The following is a 19,295-nucleotide window of genomic DNA, read 5'->3' as shown; positions in this document are numbered from 1 at the left end:
AAAGATCTTGGTATATGAAGAAACTTATATTGATAATACTTTCCTTGATGCTTTCAGGATGTGTTCAAAAGAAACATCAAACGGATCCTGAAGCCCCACAATCCATCCCTGATGGCCATACATCACAAAACTCCCTGGATTGGCGTGGCAGCTATTCAGGCATGTTACCCTGTGCCTCGTGTGAAGGCATCAAAACTACTCTTGTATTGAAAGCAGATGGCTCGTATTCCCTGAACTTGAACTACCTTGGTGAAGGTGAACCGAATACGTTTGAAACGCAAGGATCTTTCAGCTGGAACGAAGCCGGAAACACCATCACTCTGGAAAATGAAGAAGTCCCAAATCAGTATTTTGTGGGGGAAAATTATATCGCAAAACTGGACTCAAATGGACACCGTGTAACGGGTGACCTTGCTAATATGTACATTTTGCAAAAAGACCAATAAGTACCCTATCATACAAAACCGACATGCTGAAATCTTTTCTAGATGATCATCCCACTATTTTTAATGCCGTTATAATCGGTATACCCTCCCTCATAATTTTTTTACTGATCTTTATTACTGATCCCTTTGAATATAGCACTCTTGAATTAGCAAACCGTCTCATTGTTTACGTTATGTTATTCATCCTATCTTTATTTGCAGGATTACTTCTTGGAGGTTTGATCAAGTGGATAGTGTCTCGTTCTGTTTGATAGGCTATTATTTCATTCCACAGTCGCATCACCCAACAAAATACTGTGAAAAGAAAAACGGTCTGACAAGCTTAAAACTTACAGACCGCTCTAAATACGACTAAACTCTGTTTACTGATCACTGTAAACTACTTATTCATAGAGATCAGAAACTCTTCGTTGTTCTTGGTGCCTTTGATCTTCTCGAGCAGGAAGTCCATGGCTTCATACGGACTCATGTTCGTCAGGTATCGACGAAGCAGAACCACTTTCTCACGCTCAGCCTCTGAAACCAGCAATTCTTCGCGGCGGGTTCCACTTCTGAAGATATCGATAGCCGGATAGAGTCGTCTTTCTGAGATCCTGCGATCCAGGTAGATCTCCATGTTACCGGTTCCCTTGAACTCCTCAAAGATCACATCATCCATACGGGAACCTGTGTCAATTAGAGCGGTAGCCATAATGGTCAGAGAACCACCATTTTCAATGTTTCTGGCAGAGCTAAATAGCTGTCTTGGAGCCTTCAGTGCTTCTGAATCAACACCGCCACTCATTGTGCGGCCTTTGTTGGAAGCTACAACGTTATAGGCTCTGGCAAGTCTGGTGATGGAATCCATGAGCATCAATACATCATGTCCGCTTTCAACGAGGCGTTTGGCTTTTTCAAAAACGATCTCAGCCAAACCGATATGGTTCTCCGGTTTTTCATCAAATGTAGAAGCCACAACCTCGGCATTCTTAACGGTACGTTCCATTTCAGTAACTTCCTCAGGTCGCTCATCCACCAGAACGATCAGGATCTTGGTATCAGGATGATTTGCAGCCACTGCATTTGCGATATTACGCAGTATGGTGGTTTTACCTGTCTTGGGCTGTGCAACGATCAATCCCCTCTGCCCTTTACCAACGGGGGCAAAAAGGTCGATCAAACGGGTTGTATGTTCCGTAGGTTCAAACTCCAGGCGATAACGTTGATCAGGATGTATAGGCAAAAGGTCCTCGAAATCCTGACGGTTATCCATATCGTGCGGAATACGCCCATTAACACCTTCAATACGCAACAAAGCAAAATAACGCTCTCCTACTTTAGGAGGGCGGATCACTCCTATCACACAATCTCCCTGTTTTAGACGGAAACGCTTGATCTGAGAGGGTGATACATAAATATCATCCGGACTTGCTTTATAGTTGTAGTTCACTGACCGAAGAAAACCATAACCGTCGGGCAGTATTTCCAGGGTTCCTTCATTAAAAAGGTAAGGTCCAAGGTCGGGTTCAAGTTCTTTGATCCTTTCTTCCAGGGTATTCGCATCAGACTCCGGTAACTTATTATGCTCATGCCCGGCTCTTCGCTTTTTGTTCTTATGCTGATGCTTTTTCTTGGACTTCTTATTATCGTTCTCGTCCTTCTTCTTATAAGACACAATATGATCCTGACTTCCATAAGACTTCATTTCTGAATCCTTTTGGGTGGAGTCATTCTTTTGATTGTCTGTTTTATTATTGGAAGAGTCGGAGTTTTTCAATTCGTTAGCTTTTTCCCGAATACTCTCGATAAGCTGTACTTTACGAATTCCGGTAACCCTTTTGATACCAATGGATTTTGCAATAGTCTGTAATTCGTGAAGCTTTTTCCCCTCTAAGGATTCCAACTCCCCGGCCGAGATTCCGGCAGTTTGATTATCTGACATAAATTGTGGCTGTTATAAATATATGATTCTTACTGAATTTGGGGTGAACATCGTACCGTCTGTCATTCAAAGCGGCTATAATGGATATTCAATCAGGTAAGGATAATAGCGATGATGGTTATGATACGTTTGTTGTCCATCGCTTAACGATGGGATAAAAGTAAAAACTTCCCATAAAAATTACTAACTCAGACTTCAATTCATTTAAAATAATTCCTGCATTGGTTTCATCCATCAATTCAACGGTCATCTCCTGACTGATATCCTTAAATTTTGCTGCTCTTTCACCCTTTTGTTCCACAAAATATCGGCTTCCAAAATGCCTGAAATTATCCAGAAATTCCGGGCTTACCTTATCCTTCATTGCTGAGAAAACAACCACCGTAGCCTCCGGCGATTTTAATCCTTTTACCGCTTCCAGCGAGGATGAGAGTGCTTCTTTGTTATGTGAACCACTGAAATACCATTCATAAACCGGATGTAACTTTTCGAAACGCCCGGGGGCTCCTTTAAATTCATCGATTGAGTTTTTGAGGCTCACATCAGTAATCGGATATCTATCTTTTAAAGTCTTTATAGCCTGACAAACCATCGCAACATTCCACATATTTACCGCTTCCCTAAATGAGGTTTGAAAGGATAATCCCATTTTTTTGAGCGTGATAACTCCATTATTCCATTCAGGATGAGTTGATCTTGCGTGAGTAATAGGTGCTTTCAAACCCTGAGCATACTTCCTGCAAACAAGTTCTGCGTTTTCAGGCATATTGCCTAAAACAACAGGGGTCCCTTTCTTAATAATGCCCGCTTTTTCACCGGCTATCTCCTCTATAGTTTCACCCAGTATATCCTGATGATCCAGCCCCACGCTTGTTATGATACTCAATAGTGGCTCAATGATATTGGTCGAATCCAGTCTCCCCCCAAGGCCCGTCTCTAAAATAGCGATATCCACTTCATTTCGTTTAAAGTACCAGAAGGCTAAAACTGTACTGATCTCAAAATAGCTAAGCCCAATTTCCTGAAGAAGATCATTCCACTGATTGAAAAAAACTAACAAATCTTGATCAGGGATCTCCTTCATACTGATCCTGACTCGTTCGTTATAGCGAATAAGATGCGGAGAAGTGAACAAACCGGTGACATATCCTGCGTCATGGTATACTTTCTCAAGCAGATATCCCGTAGTTCCTTTTCCGTTTGTTCCTGCAATATGGATAGCAGGAAGTTCATGATGCGGGTTCCCTATTCGCCGGAGGAACTCAGTGATATTATCAAAGGAAAAATTGGCAGCAGAAACTCCTGAATCCTGAAATTTTGGAATATTATCAAGGAAGGCCCAAACATCACTTATATGCGTGAAAGCTTTCATATCTTAAGAGCGTCCAGCTTATAGTTTATAAATGAATCCCGGATCTTTATAATAGGTTCTAAACCGGTTTTGAAATGGGTTTCGTCAATGGATCTTATTTCCCTGATCTCAATAAGTGAATTCGTACAAAAAGCAGCATCCGAATCATATATTGAATCAGGTTCAAATTCACCTAATTCAACCTCAAATCCATTCTCCTTTATGATCCTCAGTACAATACTTCTTGTGATGCCCGGTAAAAGGTCACATTCCAGTGAGGGTGTAAAGAATTTTCCATCTTTGAACCAAAACACATTGGATATGGTGGTCTCACTCACATAACCAGCGACGGTCAGCATCAAGGCATCGTCTTTTCGGTGCTTCACAGCCTCCTGTGAGGCCTTAATATAGTTTAGGCCATTGGTCAGCTTATATTTTCTTTCAAGCGATTCTGAAGGGATACAGCGCGTTTTTGCAGTTATCAGGTCTAAGGGGCCTTTTGGTGAATCATAAGAGCTGGCGTGCACCATACGAGAGGTTTTATGTGAGGATGTGTTATACCCTCTCCCACCTTCTCTCCAGAACTGAATACGGACCATAGCCTCTTCATGCTTCAGGTTATTTGCATGCAGAAGTTCTATGACCTCCATTTTCAGTTCATCTGAGTTAACGGGTGACTCCAACTCCAGGTAGGATAGCCCCCCAATTAGCCTGATGTAATGTTCATCCCACGCCAAAAACCTGCCATGATAGCTTTTCAGAGTTTCAAAACAGCCATCACCATACATCATTGCACGGTTAATCGGTGTTACTGAAGCTTCGTTAGACTTGGTCAGAGATCCATTTAACGATATATAGGAATCATCAGTCATTTAAATAAACTTTCAGAGAATCATAGCCCACACCTTTTCGGTATCCAACCTGTGAGTTGATCACCTCAGAGTTCTCATTGAATACGATATAACTTGGATATCCCGGTACTTTCAGGTCATTGAAGATCTCTGTACCATCTGTATAGATAAATGTGGGATAGGTCTTTACTTCAGGCAGTGATTCCTCAGCATCTTTGACCAGAGCAGCTACAACCTGAAGAGAATCTGTCTCAAACTGAGCTTTTTCGATCTCTACCATCATTAACTCTGATTTTTCTGACCAACTGGCCCAAAAAACTACCACAGATCTCTTGCCCTTCAGGTCACTGATACGCAATGAATCAGACTCCCCTATGATCCTCATAAACTTCATGGTCAGTGAATCGGATTCGATCAAATTCGTTTTGAAACGTTCCTGTTGTTTGTTCTTAAAATGAAAGGATGAATAGATAATTACGAGCATCGTGATCACACCTATGGAGATCATGAATGGAACAAATTGCTCTTGTTTTAGACGCATAAATTTTTTGTTTTGAAGATAGAGAAGATTCTACTTCAAAATGATACCAGAAACCGGATTTATTTGAACAGAGGAAGTTTGATAGGTAATATCCTCCAGCATATTTTGCATGGTTTGTTCATTTGACCAATCTGTAAGATCAAGAGTTTCTTCAGACTGAGAGCGGTTCAGTATAACAAAGACCTTCTCATCATCCAGGAAACGTGAGAATACCACGATCTTCTTGTTATTATTGTGATGAAGAATTTCAGCTTCTCCATATTTTAATATGTCAGAGTTGTTACGTAAATGAGCAAGTTGTTGGTAATACTCAAATAATTGCTGATCAAAATTATTGTCATCTGACGGCCGTTCCTCATTAAAAGGATGATGGGTTTCAGGTTCATATTCCATGTCCGCCCAAACCATCGGCTTTCGGTCATCCGGATCATCTGCCCCCCACATTCCACTTTCAGTTCCGTAATAGATCATTGGAGCTCCTTTCCAGGTAAACTGAAATAGGGCAACGAGTTTTTGTAACCGGCGTTCATCTTCGTTGGGTTTGCGTACTTTAAAGCCATCTCGCGGGTGACTTTCCCCTTCATAGTCAATTCCCTGATTAACTGTGAACGAGGCGAGCCTTGCAGTATCGTGGCTATCCATTAGATTTTGGAGTACATGTCCTGCTCCTTCCGGGTAATCCCTTTCGATCTGTTTCAGTCGGTTTACAAATTCTTCAGTGCTGATCTTATCATCAATGAGCAGATCCTTAGCTGCATGCGCAAACCGGTAGTTCATTACGGATGTAAAAAGATCACCTGATATGTACTCTTTGGCATTCTCCGTCCAGATCTCAGCAACGGTAATAGCGTCAGGATTTAAAGACCTTACCAGCTCGTGCCATTCTTTCCAGAAATTGATACCAACTTCTTCAGCTACATCCAAGCGCCATCCGTCAATACCATCTGAAGGATCTCCATCACCGTTTGGATCCATCCAGCGTCTGGTCACAGCAAAAATATGTTCCCGGATCGGTTTGATAAGTGTTTCATCTTTTTCCCTAAATACCGGTAACCCTTTAAATCCCCACCAGCCTTCATAATCAAATTCATTGGTATCCGGAGTAGAAGGATCATCAAATGAATTCACAATGTACCAGTCTTTATAAGGTGATTCTTCCTGATTCTGGATCAGATCCTGAAAAGCCCAGAAATCGGTTCCTGTATGATTCCAAACACCGTCTATGACTACTTTAAGACCTTTTTTATGGGCTTCATCAATGAGTTCGAAGAAAACAGAATCAGCGGAGGTCCATTCCCAGGATTGGGGGGCTCCGGGATCTTCAGATTTAAACTTCACAACATCACCATCCGGATCGGGACCAAAATTCCTGTCAATGTGATGATAGTATGATGCATCGTATTTATGCATGGACTGGGCATCAAACACCGGATTAAAATAGATCGCCCCCACTCCAAGTTCTTTCAGGTAATCGAGCTTATCAATAACACCTTTCAGGTCACCACCATATCTTCTTTCCCTGACGATCGCATAGAAATCGTTAGTTTGATCTGTCTCCCATTTATCCCGTTTGTACCAATCTTGTGTCCACTCAGTAATGAACCACCCTTCTGGTCCTCTTGCCCTTAACCTGTCAGGTTGATTATTCGGGTCTCCGTCTCTGAAACGTTCCGGAAATATTTGATACCAAACTACACCTCTGGCCCATTCGGGCGAATTGTAAGACCCTTTGACCTCAGAGCCTGAGCCTGAACACGCAGGCAAGCCTATCAAAATAAAAGCTAATAATATAAATAGGCCTGTGTGTTTCATATAAGATCGATCAGTCGACGTCATCCACATCATCCACGAAATACATGGTTGCTGCAGCAATAAAGAGTACAATTCCACCTAAAACCAAAGCATAAACAGCCTCTCCACCAAAGTAGGTTCTGGTTACGAATCCGAGAACAGTTGCTGCTATAAGCTGAGGAAGAACGATAAAAAAGTTAAAAATGCCCATGTACAGGCCCATTTTTTTGGCCGGAATTGATCCTGCAAGGATAGCATATGGCATGGCTAAAATTGATGCCCAGGCAACACCCACACCAACCATAGATACGATCATCATCACAGGGTCTGAGATAAAGTATATTAGTATGAGTCCTGCCCCTCCTAACATAAGTGAAATGGAATGAACCCATTTTCGGCTCAGCAATTTCGCCATAGGTGCCAATCCAAAAGCCACGAGAGCTGCTATACCGTTGTAAACACCGAACATCAGCCCGACCCAGTCTGCACCCTCATTATACAAGGCTGATGTGGTATCACTGGTTCCATAGATGTGAGATGTAACTGCTGCCGTTGTATAGATCCAAAGTGCAAAGAGCGCAAACCAGGAGAAGAATTGAACCAAAGCCAGCTGCTTCATGGTCTTTGGCATATGAATGAAATCATGCATCACAACAACCAATCCCTGCTCTGTTTTCCCTGCTTTTTGAAGCATTCCGGCAACCATCATAACCAACCCAACCACAGTCAAACCACCGGTTGCAACAAATACTTCTTTGTCAAGGCTGTACTCATAGGTCAGCCAGGTGGTAATGGCACCAAATATTGCAAACAGGATACCCATAACGATCTTTCTTTGCCCGTCACCGGCTTCGATCGGGACTTCCCTGAGGGCATTTTTATCCTCAATTTCTTCCTTTTCAGCATCCTCAAATGCTTTCAGTTGCTCTGGAGAATATTCTTTCGTTTTAACCACCGTCCAAATAACAGCTCCGATAAAGGCGAGGGCTCCCAGGTAAAATGACCATTTCACAGATGGCGGGATAATACCCTCAGGTGCAGTATTAGCAACTCCAAACCAGTTATTCAACATCCATGGTAAAGCTGAGGCAACCACAGCACCGGTTCCGATGAAAAAGCTTTGCATCGCAAATCCTTTTGTACGCTGTTCGGAAGGAAGCATATCTCCCACAAAGGCCCGAAATGGTTCCATGGATATATTTATGGACGCATCCATGATCCAAAGCATACCGGCAGCTACCCAGAGAACCGGTGAATTAGGCATGATGATCAATGCAGCTGATGCAGCGATCGCTCCAAATAAAAAGTATGGCCGCCTTCTGCCCAATCTTGTCCAGGTGCGGTCACTGAAATAACCAATGATCGGCTGTACCACCAACCCAGTCAAAGGGGCTGCGATCCACAAAATTGGGATATCATCTACATTGGCTCCCAATGTCTCAAAGATCCGGCTCACATTTGCATTTTGCAGGGCGAAACCAAACTGAATTCCCAGAAAACCGAAACTCATATTCCAGATCTCCCAGAAACTGAGTCGAGGCCGTTTATTAAGTAGTTCTTGAGACATAGAGGGTACCTGTAATTTTATTATTTAGCCAATTAAGACAAGGTTTATCTGTTTGCGATCAATAACCATGAATTTGGAGCAACTTCAAAGTAATTATTCTCGGTCGGAGGTAACTGCTCTGAGTATATGTCATAGCTAGATTCATCCGTGGGGATCTCGTAGTCTTCAAAAGGGACATTTATAGATTCTGAGCTGTTATTCAGATAAACAAAGACCCAATCATCCCCTTTCGCTCTTTTGTAGGCAAAGGTATTGTCAGGTGACTCAAAAATATTCAGGTCACCACCGTACTGTCCATTCCAAAGCGCTTTATTTTCTTCCTTAAGATCCAGGAGCATAGTATAAAATGGTTGATAAGCGTATTCTTTCCACTCAATTTCATCTTTCTCAAAGAATTCGAGCTGTTTATCCAATATGGATTCCTGACCGTTATAGATCAGTGGCATTCCATCTATAGTAGCCGACAATACAGCAAAATTCTCAAAGTTGTCACCGTACATTCCCGGATCTGTACCATTCCATGAATTTTCATCGTGATTGGTTGTGAAGTACATACGGTAGGCACTTTCAGGGAATTTGGTTTCCTCTACATTCATCAAACTGTCAAGAGTCCCAAAATCATCGTTACCGGCTGCTATTTCACGTATGATATGAGCATAACTCCATGCATAGGTCATATCAAAGGCTTCGTGCATTTCAGGTCCTTCATCCTCTGCCAGCATAAAGACCGGTTTGATCTCATCCAGTTTGGTTCTCACATTTTTCCAGAAATCAAGCGGAACCATACCGGCTACATCACATCGGTACCCATCGATATCAAATTCACGTACCCAATACTCCATAGCATCGGTCATAGCAACTCTCATTTCCTCATTTTCGTAATCCAACTGTATCACATCGGTCCAGTCAGTCCCTCTTGGTGGAATGAAATTTCCTTCCTCATTCAATTCATACCAATCCTTATTCTCAGTCCATGGACTATCCCATGCTGTGTGATTAGCTACCCAGTCAATGATCACTTTCATGCCTAATTCATGAGCTTCGCTCACCAAAGCTTTGAAATCTTCTTCAGTACCAAAGTTTGGGTTCACGGCTTTATAGTCCTGTACGGAATAATAACTACCTAGAGGCCCCTTGCGATTTTCTTCTCCGATCGGGTGAATAGGCATGAGCCAAAGTATATCAACTCCCATGGCTTCCAGTCTTGGCAGGTCTTCGCGGAAAGCATTGAATGTTCCCTCTTCAGAATACTGTCGGATATTAACCTCATAGATACTGGCATCTTTGCTCCATTCAGGATGAGCTGTAATAGCATCTATGGTTACATTTTCAGTATCAACTTCAGGAGCTGCACATGAAGCAAATACAATTAGAATCCCCGCAAACAGTGTGAGAAGGTGTTTTGGTAGTTTAAACATGAGTGTGATTTATAGTGTTAGAATTTCAAATTTATTTGATGGTAGAGTAATGATCAGGTTATCACCCTGAATTTCAAAATCATTGCCGAACTGAGCCGAGAGGGTCGAATAGTCGAATTCTTCACGAAGTTCTATTTCAATCTCACGGTCTGTATCGGCTTTATTGAAAACTACAATGACCTGATCCTCAAAGTAAGCTCTGGAGTAAGCCATGATATCCTCATCGGTGGTGTGGAACCTGAAATCTCCATAAGTGAGCGCCATTTCATTATTTCTGAGATCGGTAAGTTTTCTGAAGATATTCCTGTTTTTGATCTCTGGTTCTGTAAGTTCATTTTCTTCAAATTCCATCCACCGGCGGTTATCAGGGTCATTGGCACCAGGCTGGCCGTATTCGTCGCCCATATAGGTCACCGGAATGCCCGGTATGGTTTGATTGAAAGCATGAAACATGCTTAATCGATCGTAGGCAAAGGCTTGAGGATCTTCGATCTCCCGTGTCCAGCCGGCCAGTTTTCCATCCTCATCCCAGCTCACTTCTCCACTTGTCAGGGTTATGAATCGGGTTTTGTCATGATTTCCGGATATGTAGCCCATCAGGTTATGATATCCAAAGTAGTTGAAACTTTCCTGAAGTTGGGTCTGCAGGTTTTCAAAGGTGTTTCCCTGCCCAAAAGTGTTGAGGCCGGTATCATACATATTGAAGTCAAACTGACTATCTAACATACCGGAGTTGATATAACTGGCAACGAGCTCACGACTTCCGTAAGTCTCCCCGATCTGAAATATCTGTTTCCCGGTCGGAATTGTGACTGAATCTTTGATCTTTCTGGTCAGTGTTCTCCAGAATTCCAGCTGAATGTGTTTGGTGGCATCATGGCGAAATCCATCAAGGTCAAATTCCTTGACCCAGAATAATGCTGAATCCGTCATGGTTTCAACCACCTCTTCCTTGGAAAAATCCAGGGTAGGCATAAATGTATCGAACCAGGTAGTCAGGCGATATTCATCCCATTTCTCAGTATTCAAAGTACCATCAGGTAAATATAGATCTGTGGCCCAATCCGGGTTTTTCTGATATACCGGATGTTCTTCATGTACATGATTGGCTACATAATCGAGTATGACACTCATCCCATTTTGATGAGCTACATCCAGTAACTCCCTGAATTCATCTTCGGTACCGAAACGATAATCCAGTTTTGAGGACGAGATAGGCCAGTACCCATGATAACCTGAAAATTTAGTCGTTACTCCCCCACGGTCCCATAAACCATAAGCACCCTCAGGATTTAAGGTTATGGGTGATAACCATAGTGTATTCACTCCGATCTTTTCGAAATAACCATCCTGTATCTTTTGAGTGATACCCGCAAAATCACCACCATAGTAATTTGCTTTAGGATGAATGTCCGGATCATCCACTTTCTTTGTATTGGAAGGATTGCCATCCTTGAAACGGTCGATCAACACAAAGTACATGTTCCAGTTGTGGTTATCTTTACGGGTGAGATCCTCAGCTGATTCAATGACCCATCCACTGCTAAGTGGGATAAGTACATCATTTGATACCCTGCCATCCGCTTCAAAGGTCCATGCCCTTAGGTGAGAGCGCTCCCTGAGCCGGGCATTGGATGGGATCTCAAAACTTACAATACCATCCTGGTATTTTGTTTCCAACTGATGATTCTCCCAGAATACGATGGTGTTTTCTGCAGCCTCACTTTTTAAGTAAACAGATGGACCGGAGTGATCATAAGTATCCAGGTATAGTTTTTCAGCATCAGGATCACCCACGTTCAGAACAGAATTGGTTCCCCCCATTCCATTTGAAACCGTATTGGGATTATCGGGATCAGGCATTTCCTGCCCGTCCACAACAAATACATACTGGTAGACCCCCTCATTCACGGTCATGGTAGTTTCCCAGATATCCCCGCTTTTTTCCAGAATGGCGGCATTGGGATTCCAGTTATTCATTTCTCCCTTAAGCTTCACGGATGAAACATTGTTACCGTCTGGATCATAAGTGATCGTGATCATTTTCTTACTGGATGACTTTAGCAGAAGATCATAGGCATAGCCTTCAGCCCAAACGGTAAGAACCCCGAGTGGCTGGTTAATTGAACCGGTTAAGGTTATGAGTGAATCGTTAATGCTCAATTCTACATTCAGTCCGGACGGTGCCTGAACTGAATCGATGAGTGAGTGAGACTTGAAATAATCGGCCGTAACAATTTCAGTAGTATCGTTCTGTAGCGTGACCGGTGAAGCCAACCCAATGATCTCTGATTCCCTTGGTGCATCTATAGGAGACGTACAACCTGCAAGAATGATCGTTGCTAAAAATAAACCTGATAGCTTATTTAAATATGATTTCATTTTATTTCCAACTTCATTATTTGATCAGCGTCATTTTTTTTGAAAGGACCATATCACCTGCCTGCAAGCGGTAGATGTACATTCCACTGCTTAATTCGCTGGCATCAAATGAAATGGTATACGTACCTGCCGCTTTTCGTTCATTGACCAGTTCCTTCACTTTTCTTCCCAACATATCGTAAACTTCAAGCTTCACATCCGCGGCTCGGGACACATCAAAAGTAAATGAAGTTGTGGGGTTGAAGGGATTCGGGTAATTCTGTCCCAATCCAAACTTTTGAGGAACCCCTTCCCCTGTCGGTGTTTCATTGGATACCACGATATCTTCATCAGGAGCCGTAAATTCCCTGGTCGTATAGATCCTGAACTCACCGGGTCTCAGGGTCAGGTCTCTTTGTAAATTGGAAACATCCACGGTTGATGCATCAAAGTAATCATACCAGGTCCCATTCTGAGTATATTCCAGTGTGATATTCGTTTCTTCAATGCCAAAGTTACCGGCTATGACAACATCCGAGTCCTGATGTTCCAGGGTAATATATTTTACAGCATTGACCAGATCATAAGTAGCATTTTCCGGCTGTGTAAAAGCGGGACTTGAATGTCGCAGATCTAACAGGGCACTCCATGTTTTATAGAGTTTTCGGCGATCGGTATCATCAAAATATTCCCACCTGATCGGTTTTTCGCCGGTTCTGCCATTGGTGTTGATCCCTACTTCATATCCGAGTTCACCAAACTGCCAAAGCATTTTAGGTCCGGGTAAAGTAAAAAAGAAGGCTCCGGCTATTTTTTGCCGATCCAGGGCCGTTGAAAAATCTTTGATATTATAATCACCCGACGATGCCCCATATAGCAGGTTCTTATACATAAGTCGTTCTTCATCATGACTCTCCATGTAACCAACCAAGTGTCGTGCCTGAAAACTGCTTCGCGATTCTGAAAGAACTCCGTACAAATTCGATCTTCCATTACTGTTGAATCCCATTGTGGCCTCATTATAAGGACCATTCATATTGCCCCAAAGCATGATGCCTTTACCTTCACTCAGTCGGTAATTAGCCCACTCAGCTTCTTCCTGTTCTCCGCCAAGGTGTTCAAATATTACGTAAAAATCAGGATCGGCAGCCCATTGGTGATCTGCATATTTTTTCAGGACTTCTACCCTGTCAGCCTGATAACTGCCTGTACATGCTTCATCTGTAGAGGTACAATTTTGCGTGAATCCCTTGGTCAGATCCCACCGGAATCCATCAATATTATATTCATTGATCCAATGCTCGATCATTCTTCTGGTATAATATTGAGTACCGGAATACGAGTGATCAAAGTCATTAAAAACATTGTAGGCATGCGTCGCAGTTGGGTTGAAATATGGATTAGATCCATAATCGTACAACCTGTAGAGTGAACTTGCCCCGGTTGCATGATTCATGACCACATCCAGTATGACCGCCATATTTCTCTTATGGGCTTCATCTACAAATCGTTTGAAGGCTTCCGGGGTTCCATAGAATTTATCCAGTGCCAGATGGAAACTTGGGTTATATCCCCAACTCAGATTTCCATCAAATTCACTTACCGGCATCAGTTCAATGGCATTCACACCCAGGTTTTCCAGGTAATCCAGGGTATCGGTCAGGGTCTGGAAATTTCGGGCTTCCACAAAATCCCGGATCAGCAATTCATAGATGACAAGTTCAGTCTTTTCAGGTCGCTGATAGCTTGTGGCCTCCCAGGTAAATGCGGGAGCTCCCGGTCTCACAAGGCTCACCCACCCGCTTGTTTTGTCCTGTGGATAGGGTTTTAGATTGGGATAGGTAGATTCCGGGATATACTGATCATTGAATGGATCCAAAACCTGTTCAGAATACGGATCTGCAATGCGTATTTCTCCATCCACCAGGTATTGAAAGGCATATTCTTGCTCTGCATTCAGACTGATGTTTTCGATCCAGAACCAGGTACTATCGGTTCCGGCTGTTTCTTTGTTCATTAGATATTCTGAGGTCGGAGTCCAATCGTTAAAATCACCGATCACATACACGTACTCTTTCTCGGGAGCAAACAGGGATAGACTCATGGAGCCGGTTGATAAAGTAATGCCGTCTTCGAGTCCTGAAGGACGGGCAATCGTTTCTCCCACATTATCGCGAATGGTTACAAAGGCTGAAACCGTATCGGCTGCATTTTGTCCATTGTCAGCAATCAGTGAGAAATGAACATCGTTTTCGGAGGCAGCAGGAGTAAAGGTATATCTTAACGTGTCCTGGGTGGTACTTGCGACTTCCGTTCCTTCTTTCAACAACCTGAGGGAAAGGGTTCCTTCACCGACCGTACCAACCCCAACCATTTCAAGGGAATTTCCTTCTTCCAGTATCTCAAAATCCTCACTTGGCGTAATAAACTGAGCGTTGGTTTCAGCATTATACAGTTCCACAAAAATATCAGAATTACCGGTATCCTTACCTTCTGCTACAACCGTACCGTTTTCTACCCCTTTAAAAACAATTGCGATCTGTTCAATTTCTTCACTAGGATCTGTGACTCCATAAAAATCACGTACATTGGGAGAAAATGTAAACTCCCATTTATTGTTACCGAGTGAGGTCGCTTGTACCGAAGGATCGTTTACGCCCCAGTCAAATTTCACGTATTTCCAGTCACTGCTACTAGTACTGTTATTTGTGATCACTCCGGTATGCAAATATACATCACCTGTAAAGCCTTCCAGCCCTGCATTACCTTCTGTAGCATCATAAGTGATCGTCACTGACTCATTTGCTGTGGGAAAAGCCGGATCGGTTACAATGATCTGCGCTGAAGCCACAAATACAAACAGGCTAAGTACAAGGGTCAGAATAATGGTTTTTAGTATCTTCATGGTTTTAAGAGATCAAGCGTTCACTTTTCTGCCGTTCAATGCAGTGGAATTCCGTGAAATTAGTTTAGGAGTATAAATTGTTTGTGAAATGGCTTTTGCCGGGTTATTCATCCGGTCTATCAAATTCTGAGTAGCATAAAAGCCCATTTCTCTCATAGGCTGACGTATGGTGGAAAGTCCCATATACTCTGCCAGTTCTATATCGTCATATCCAATAATAGGAATTCGTTTACCGGCATCCTGCATGGCTTTTAACGCACCTACCGCCTGAATATCAGAGGAACAAAAGCAGGCATCCGGCATGGGATCCATTTCAAGTATCTTCTTCATAGCTTCAAAGCCTGCACGTTCCGTAAATCCATCACGGTTGGTCAGGTCTCCAGTCACAAAGAGATCCCTGTCGTATTCGATACCTGCTTCCTCAAGAGCCTTTTTATAGCCTTCAAGCCGGTCCCGGATCGGTTTCGAAGATTCCAGGGCCCCCAACATCGCTATGTGCTTGTAACCACAATCTGTCAGTGCCTTAACTGCTCTGTAGGCACCCTGACTGTTATCCACACTGACGGAATCAAATCCATCAAAGTATTCATCAATGAGTGTGATGGGTACATTATATTTTTGCAGGCTCTTCCAATCCTTATCTTCAAGGTGGACTGAAATGAACATATACCCTTCTGCCAGTCGGCGTTTTAATACATGCTCAACCTGTTTCTTCAGGTCTTTATTGGGTGAGATATTAAATATGCTGAGTTCATAATTTTTTTCACTCAGTTTATCCTGTATACCTCCAAGTATCTCCATAAAGAAGTAATTGGAGATAACCGGAACCACTACCATGATCGTGTTATTCTTACGACTGGCAAGTCCCTGTGCAAAAGCTTGTGGGTGATATCCCACTTCGTTGGCTACACTCAGCACTTTTTCCCGTGCCTTATCCGATACTTTCCCACTGTTATTGAAAACGCGGGATACCGTTGCAATACTAACTCCGGCCTTTTTTGCGATATCGTATATTGTTGCTGCCAAATCTTGTCGTTTTGATATGAGACAGACCTTTCACAGCCTGAATCAAAATTTCAAATATAATTGGGTTGTTTGATCACAATGAGAGACTGCCTGTTTTAGCAGTCTCTATTGAATTTTTTGCGTGTCTATTCTACGCTGTATGAATATGGATAATCACTCAGGTCCAGGGTCACAGTATATGTGCCGCCGGATGCAACCTGAATATTTCCGCCTCCCTGTTCAAGGAATCCATCCCCTTCGTTGTCACCGTAGTCAAGATCCCAGGCATTATTAGCTCTGAATTTCATCTCGCCTGCAGTCAGGGTCAGCGTAATGGTCCATACTTTTTCAACCGGGTCGTAGGTCATATCCTGATCAGAATTCCACTCATCCGGAGTAGCACTACCGATCAATCCCCAGGTTGTATTAGTTACAGTATAGGTCAGATCATTGATATCAACATTCATTTTATAATATCCGGCATCTGCCAATTCTATATTATTTCCACCCGGTTCCAATGTTCCATCAGCACCGGTATCTCCCCAATCAGCATCCCAGTTACGTTCTGGGGTGAACTTGAATTGGTTTGAACCATTGGCCATGTAAACATATCCTTCGTATACATCATCGCTGTTAGCTGAGAACAACGGAGGCGCATCAGAAGGTGACCAGTCAGCCGTATAACCACTGGCGCTCTGGTAACTTCCTGGTACATAGATCTGTGGATAAGAAACATCCACATAGTAAGGAGTTACCATGATTGACATAGGCTCAGAATACATATCCTCAACATCATCATTGATTTCTGTTTTTACCCTTAGGTCTATGTTGTTTTCCACGTTGGATGGGAATCCTGAAGCCAACATTTTATTGTTAAGCTCCCCTACCGTCATCGAAGCTGAAGTTGCCGTAGTTTGAACCAATGTTTTTGGATCAGCAAAATCAGTACCTGATTCAGCCATCTCAACAGTGTAACTTACTTCAGTTTTGAAACCCAATCCGGGTTCTCTCCACGATAGCTCAAAGGCCTCTTCATCAGCATTCTCTTCAGTCAGCACATAAGACTGCCCGGATAAAGAACTTGTAAATGAAGGTGGTTCCACGCTTGTATTTAGCTTCGGTCCCACATTTGCCTCTTCACAAGAAGCAAATGCGATCAGACCGACGATCATTAGTGTAAATAGGTTTAATTTTTTCATAATACTATCCTAGATATTCTCGGTTTTTAATAACCTGGGTTTTGAGTCAGGTTCGGGTTAGCATTCACATCTGATGATGGGATCGGATAGATCTCATAGATGTTATTCACAGCCTGACCTTCCTGAACACCACCTTTCCAGGCCCATACATAATCGCCTGAGGTATAGAGTCCAAATCGGCGCAGGTCAGTTCTGCGGTGACCTTCCCAGTACAGTTCTCTCGATCTCTCATCAATAAGGAACTCAAGAGTCAGTTCACCGGAAGTAATATCCCCTGAGTTATCTCCGTAAGCACGGAATCTCAGATCATTTATAAGACCAACAGCCTTATTGAGGTCTCCGCCTGATGCTCCACGAACAGTGGCTTCTGCATACATCAGGTAAGCATCAGCTAAACGGAACATTGGGAAATCCGTGTCAACGAAGGTCAGGTCGCTGCCATCAGCCCCGGTAGAGGTCTTGTTGGTCCATTTTTCAACCGCATACCCATTATCGAAACTAGTGATATCTTCCACTTCTAGTGATTGACCATCCGTGAAAAACATTTCACGGCCGTCATCAGGATTAATATCCAATTCAATAGTCAGAGTCAGTGTGTTAGTATTCAGTTCCATGTAGTAAATACCACCGTTCTCAACAGAGAAGTTTCCTCCGCCACCGGCAACTACATTACCGTTGTCATTACTGTATTCTGCACTTCCCCAGTCACCTTCAGTGAACTTGAATTCAGCACCACTGTCAAAGTAAACATTACCGGAATAGACTCCGTCATTATTGTCAGAAACTAACGTAGCAGCTTCAAGTGGAGTCCAGTCACTTGTATATCCACTGGCTCCTTGATAACCTCCGGGAACATATACAACATCATCACCGTCGGGATTAGGTGTTTGATAACCCGGGGCCTCAATAGCAAACTTCTCAACAAATTGAGGAGTCACTCTGTTACCACCCCAGCCACCGTCAAGGGCAAAGTTGGCTGCGTTCATGTTTCCACCAACCTGTGCGTGTGCGATAAAAGTCGTACCGCCATATCCGGTGGTGTTGATCCCGTCAAAAGTGATCGGAAAAATAATACCGTCAGCCGTATGATTATCGGCCATGAACAGTTCAGCATAATTATCATGTAACTGATAAGCCGGTGCGTCCACAACGTTCTCAGCGTAAGTCAATGCATCGTCATAGCGATCCTGTCCGATATAAACTTCTGCGTTCAGGTAAAGCTTGGCCAGTACCATCCAGGCAGCTCCTCTGTCAGCACGTCCATATTGGTTATCACCCGGAGCAGGAAGTTGACCCGCCACTTCTAGCAATTCACTTTCAATGAAGCCAAACAGGTCTTCTGCATTGGTTGGCATTGGAGGCTGAGCGCCTACAGCATCTTCTTCTGTCACGAATGGTACGTTACCACCGAATAGATCAAGTGCATGCCAGTAACTGAGAGCACGCAAGAAACGAGCTTCGGCAACATATGCCTGAATTTCAGCTTCGTTACGGCCTTCTGCATTTCTGATGAACTCATTGGTCATCGCGATCTCATAAAAGATGCGGCTGTACATCCCCATGATAAAATCATTGGATGCGGTCCATGACAGGGTATTGAATTGAGGCAGACCTTCGTCTCCCCAACCTATCACGATCTCATCAGTTGGATTTTGCTGGTGTGTAAAATACTGACGAATGTAGCTGGAAAAGCCTTCATCAATACCCTGGATATCAGCATTACCGGCAGGACCTTGCTGTCCTGTTGTAGCAAAACCGGCGTATAGCTTAGCTAATACCTGCTTAAAATCCTCCGGGGTTTCGTAGATCGTTTCTGATGTAACAACATCATCATCGATCGGTGTGGTGCTCAGATCATCGACGCACGACACCATCGTCAAACCCAAGAGTACAGTAAATAATATTATATATGTTTTGTTAAACATGATCTTGGTTATTA

13 protein-coding genes are annotated in these 19,295 nt (G+C 43.1%); 1 reads left to right on the top strand and 12 read right to left on the bottom strand.

Annotated elements, in window-relative coordinates; translation table 11 throughout:
• Positions 1 to 14 precede the first annotated feature (14 nt).
• Entirely contained in the window at positions 15 to 446 is a 432-nt protein-coding gene (locus AC13FX_RS12460; protein WP_482881062.1) for a copper resistance protein NlpE, read from the top strand.
• Between the two features lie 379 nt (positions 447 to 825).
• Here AC13FX_RS12460 and rho read toward each other — a convergent pair whose 3' ends face one another.
• From rho to AC13FX_RS12400, 12 genes are all read right to left on the bottom strand, one after another.
• Entirely contained in the window at positions 826 to 2,367 is a 1,542-nt protein-coding gene (gene rho, locus AC13FX_RS12455; protein WP_482881061.1) for a transcription termination factor Rho, read from the bottom strand.
• Positions 2,368 to 2,485: 118 nt separating this feature from the next.
• Positions 2,486 to 3,739 (bottom strand): bifunctional folylpolyglutamate synthase/dihydrofolate synthase, encoded by a 1,254-nt coding sequence (locus AC13FX_RS12450; protein ID WP_482881060.1) that lies wholly within the window; start codon positions 3,737 to 3,739, stop codon positions 2,486 to 2,488.
• The gene (locus AC13FX_RS12445; protein WP_482881058.1) at positions 3,736 to 4,590 is read right to left on the bottom strand and encodes an aminotransferase class IV; all 855 of its coding nucleotides are present in this window, start codon (positions 4,588 to 4,590) and stop codon (positions 3,736 to 3,738) included. The genes AC13FX_RS12450 and AC13FX_RS12445 overlap by 4 nt, the downstream gene beginning before the upstream one ends.
• Positions 4,583 to 5,110 (bottom strand): TlpA family protein disulfide reductase, encoded by a 528-nt coding sequence (locus AC13FX_RS12440; protein WP_482881056.1) that lies wholly within the window; start codon positions 5,108 to 5,110, stop codon positions 4,583 to 4,585. The genes AC13FX_RS12445 and AC13FX_RS12440 overlap by 8 nt, the downstream gene beginning before the upstream one ends.
• Before the next feature lie 30 nt (positions 5,111 to 5,140).
• Positions 5,141 to 6,922 carry a glycoside hydrolase family 13 protein gene (locus tag AC13FX_RS12435; protein WP_482881055.1) on the bottom strand — a complete coding sequence of 594 codons (1,782 nt, stop codon included), beginning with the start codon at positions 6,920 to 6,922 and terminating at the stop codon, positions 5,141 to 5,143.
• A 10-nt stretch (positions 6,923 to 6,932) separates the two neighbouring features.
• The gene (locus AC13FX_RS12430) at positions 6,933 to 8,468 is read right to left on the bottom strand and encodes an MFS transporter (protein ID WP_482881053.1); all 1,536 of its coding nucleotides are present in this window, start codon (positions 8,466 to 8,468) and stop codon (positions 6,933 to 6,935) included.
• Positions 8,469 to 8,512: 44 nt separating this feature from the next.
• Positions 8,513 to 9,886 carry an alpha-amylase family glycosyl hydrolase gene (locus AC13FX_RS12425; protein WP_482881052.1) on the bottom strand — a complete coding sequence of 458 codons (1,374 nt, stop codon included), beginning with the start codon at positions 9,884 to 9,886 and terminating at the stop codon, positions 8,513 to 8,515.
• Positions 9,887 to 9,895: 9 nt separating this feature from the next.
• The gene (locus AC13FX_RS12420; RefSeq protein ID WP_482881051.1) at positions 9,896 to 12,268 is read right to left on the bottom strand and encodes an alpha-amylase family glycosyl hydrolase; all 2,373 of its coding nucleotides are present in this window, start codon (positions 12,266 to 12,268) and stop codon (positions 9,896 to 9,898) included.
• Between the two features lie 16 nt (positions 12,269 to 12,284).
• The gene (locus AC13FX_RS12415) at positions 12,285 to 15,152 is read right to left on the bottom strand and encodes an alpha-amylase family glycosyl hydrolase (RefSeq protein WP_482881050.1); all 2,868 of its coding nucleotides are present in this window, start codon (positions 15,150 to 15,152) and stop codon (positions 12,285 to 12,287) included.
• A 12-nt stretch (positions 15,153 to 15,164) separates the two neighbouring features.
• A complete protein-coding gene (locus tag AC13FX_RS12410; RefSeq protein ID WP_482881049.1) occupies positions 15,165 to 16,178 on the bottom strand; it encodes a LacI family DNA-binding transcriptional regulator in 1,014 nt (337 codons plus the stop codon).
• 125 nt (positions 16,179 to 16,303) lie between these two features.
• Positions 16,304 to 17,356 carry a SusE domain-containing protein gene (locus AC13FX_RS12405; protein WP_482881047.1) on the bottom strand — a complete coding sequence of 351 codons (1,053 nt, stop codon included), beginning with the start codon at positions 17,354 to 17,356 and terminating at the stop codon, positions 16,304 to 16,306.
• A gap of 26 nt (positions 17,357 to 17,382) precedes the next feature.
• Positions 17,383 to 19,281, bottom strand: a complete 1,899-nt coding sequence (locus AC13FX_RS12400) for a RagB/SusD family nutrient uptake outer membrane protein (RefSeq protein WP_482881046.1) — start codon at positions 19,279 to 19,281, stop codon at positions 17,383 to 17,385.
• Positions 19,282 to 19,295 lie beyond the last annotated feature (14 nt).

The organism is Gracilimonas sp. B-17, assembly GCF_056857935.1.
This window is presented reverse-complemented; position numbering and strand designations above follow the sequence as displayed.

Coding starts and splice junctions, on each gene's coding strand:
- AC13FX_RS12420 (WP_482881051.1), bottom strand. CDS start 12,268: ATGAAATCATATTTAAATAAGCTATCAGGTTTATTTTTAGCAACGATC.
- AC13FX_RS12450 (WP_482881060.1), bottom strand. CDS start 3,739: ATGAAAGCTTTCACGCATATAAGTGATGTTTGGGCCTTCCTTGATAAT.
- rho (WP_482881061.1), bottom strand. CDS start 2,367: ATGTCAGATAATCAAACTGCCGGAATCTCGGCCGGGGAGTTGGAATCC.
- AC13FX_RS12440 (WP_482881056.1), bottom strand. CDS start 5,110: ATGCGTCTAAAACAAGAGCAATTTGTTCCATTCATGATCTCCATAGGT.
- AC13FX_RS12400 (WP_482881046.1), bottom strand. CDS start 19,281: ATGTTTAACAAAACATATATAATATTATTTACTGTACTCTTGGGTTTG.
- AC13FX_RS12415 (WP_482881050.1), bottom strand. CDS start 15,152: ATGAAGATACTAAAAACCATTATTCTGACCCTTGTACTTAGCCTGTTT.
- AC13FX_RS12435 (WP_482881055.1), bottom strand. CDS start 6,922: ATGAAACACACAGGCCTATTTATATTATTAGCTTTTATTTTGATAGGC.
- AC13FX_RS12430 (WP_482881053.1), bottom strand. CDS start 8,468: ATGTCTCAAGAACTACTTAATAAACGGCCTCGACTCAGTTTCTGGGAG.
- AC13FX_RS12460 (WP_482881062.1), top strand. CDS start 15: ATGAAGAAACTTATATTGATAATACTTTCCTTGATGCTTTCAGGATGT.
- AC13FX_RS12445 (WP_482881058.1), bottom strand. CDS start 4,590: ATGACTGATGATTCCTATATATCGTTAAATGGATCTCTGACCAAGTCT.
- AC13FX_RS12425 (WP_482881052.1), bottom strand. CDS start 9,886: ATGTTTAAACTACCAAAACACCTTCTCACACTGTTTGCGGGGATTCTA.
- AC13FX_RS12405 (WP_482881047.1), bottom strand. CDS start 17,356: ATGAAAAAATTAAACCTATTTACACTAATGATCGTCGGTCTGATCGCA.